Here is a 1,151-nt window from a genome sequence, read left to right as displayed (position 1 = left end):
ACTGTAATACGATGGCTAACTATATTTCTCAAACAGTTAAGCACGGAAAAGTTCAATTTGATGACATGCTAGATTTAACTGGTGAACATAATGAAAAAAACATTCTAGAGTATTTAAAGGGGTTTAATATAAAATACATTGGTACTGGACGTTATGAATTTAGCCAAACCACACCAGAATTTTGATATTTCCAGCCTATAAATCGTCAATATCACAAATAGGTTTGCAGATTTGTGTCAGGCTATGGCTGATATAATTTAAGGGGTTGGTAATTTCATTTACTGCAAATGCCTGATACTTCTAGGGATGATTAACGAAAACGTAGGACCTTTTCCTAGCTCACTGGAAACTTTTAATAGCCCACACATATTCATGGCCAGTTTGTAAGATATATTTAACCCAAGCCTCGAATCTTGCTTGTCTGACCCTTTGGGGTTTGTCTGGTAAAAATCAAATCGGTGAACAGGTTTTTGACTTCTTCAGGTGTTACCCTCGGCCGTTGTAGATTATCCAAATTTTCAAAAGCAATTAAAGAAAAGCTTACGACCACGTTATAAAAAATGCTGATAATCTAGGGTTAAGTGAAGAACAAGTTGAGCAAGAAAAAGCTAACAGGAGCGCTTATGAAGATTGATAACAATATAATTTTTGAACTCAAAGGTTATAGCAAATTTTGTTTAAGGTATTTAATTAAATTAATACTCTTAGCTTTCATTTGCCTGTATGTGAACATTGCATCAGCCAATATGCTGATAGTTGCTCCTCTGAAAGTAAAAGTCACAGAAGACATATATTTGGAGATACCAACACCTATAGAAAGTTTGACTTTTTTATCTCAGAAATTTATGGAAAGAGAACTCGATTTTAATTACAGGTTATATACCGTGAGTGATAGATTTTCTTTTGGATTCGATAATGTAAATAAAACGGATGTTGATTGTATAAGAAGTAAATCTTGTTTTCAGTATAAGTTATCAAGTAGCGTATCAGATGTTATAGTTGATGAAAAAAAGTATACTGATAAGTCAGAATCAGTAAAGTGTAGGCATACACTTCCAGACATTATAAAAGGGAATAGGTATATTTGTTACGAATCTTATGCTTATACCGACGATAAAATTTCTTATATTATAGAGTCTCAGTACCACTGT

The 1,151-nt window shown here is 33.0% G+C and carries 2 protein-coding genes; both read left to right on the top strand.

All coding sequences use genetic code 11. From position 1 onward, the window contains the following. A partial coding sequence (locus N7931_RS19260; RefSeq protein WP_262795961.1) for a hypothetical protein occupies window positions 1-185 on the top strand: 185 nt, incomplete at its 5' end. A gap of 438 nt (window positions 186-623) precedes the next feature. Next, a partial coding sequence (locus N7931_RS19255; protein ID WP_262795960.1) for a hypothetical protein occupies window positions 624-1,151 on the top strand: 528 nt, incomplete at its 3' end.

Origin of the sequence: Catenovulum sp. 2E275 (assembly GCF_025515275.1) — a bacterium.
GTDB lineage: Bacteria > Pseudomonadota > Gammaproteobacteria > Enterobacterales > Alteromonadaceae > Catenovulum.
The sequence above is the reverse complement of the archived record's forward strand: the minus strand, read 5'-3'. Positions and strand labels throughout refer to the sequence as shown.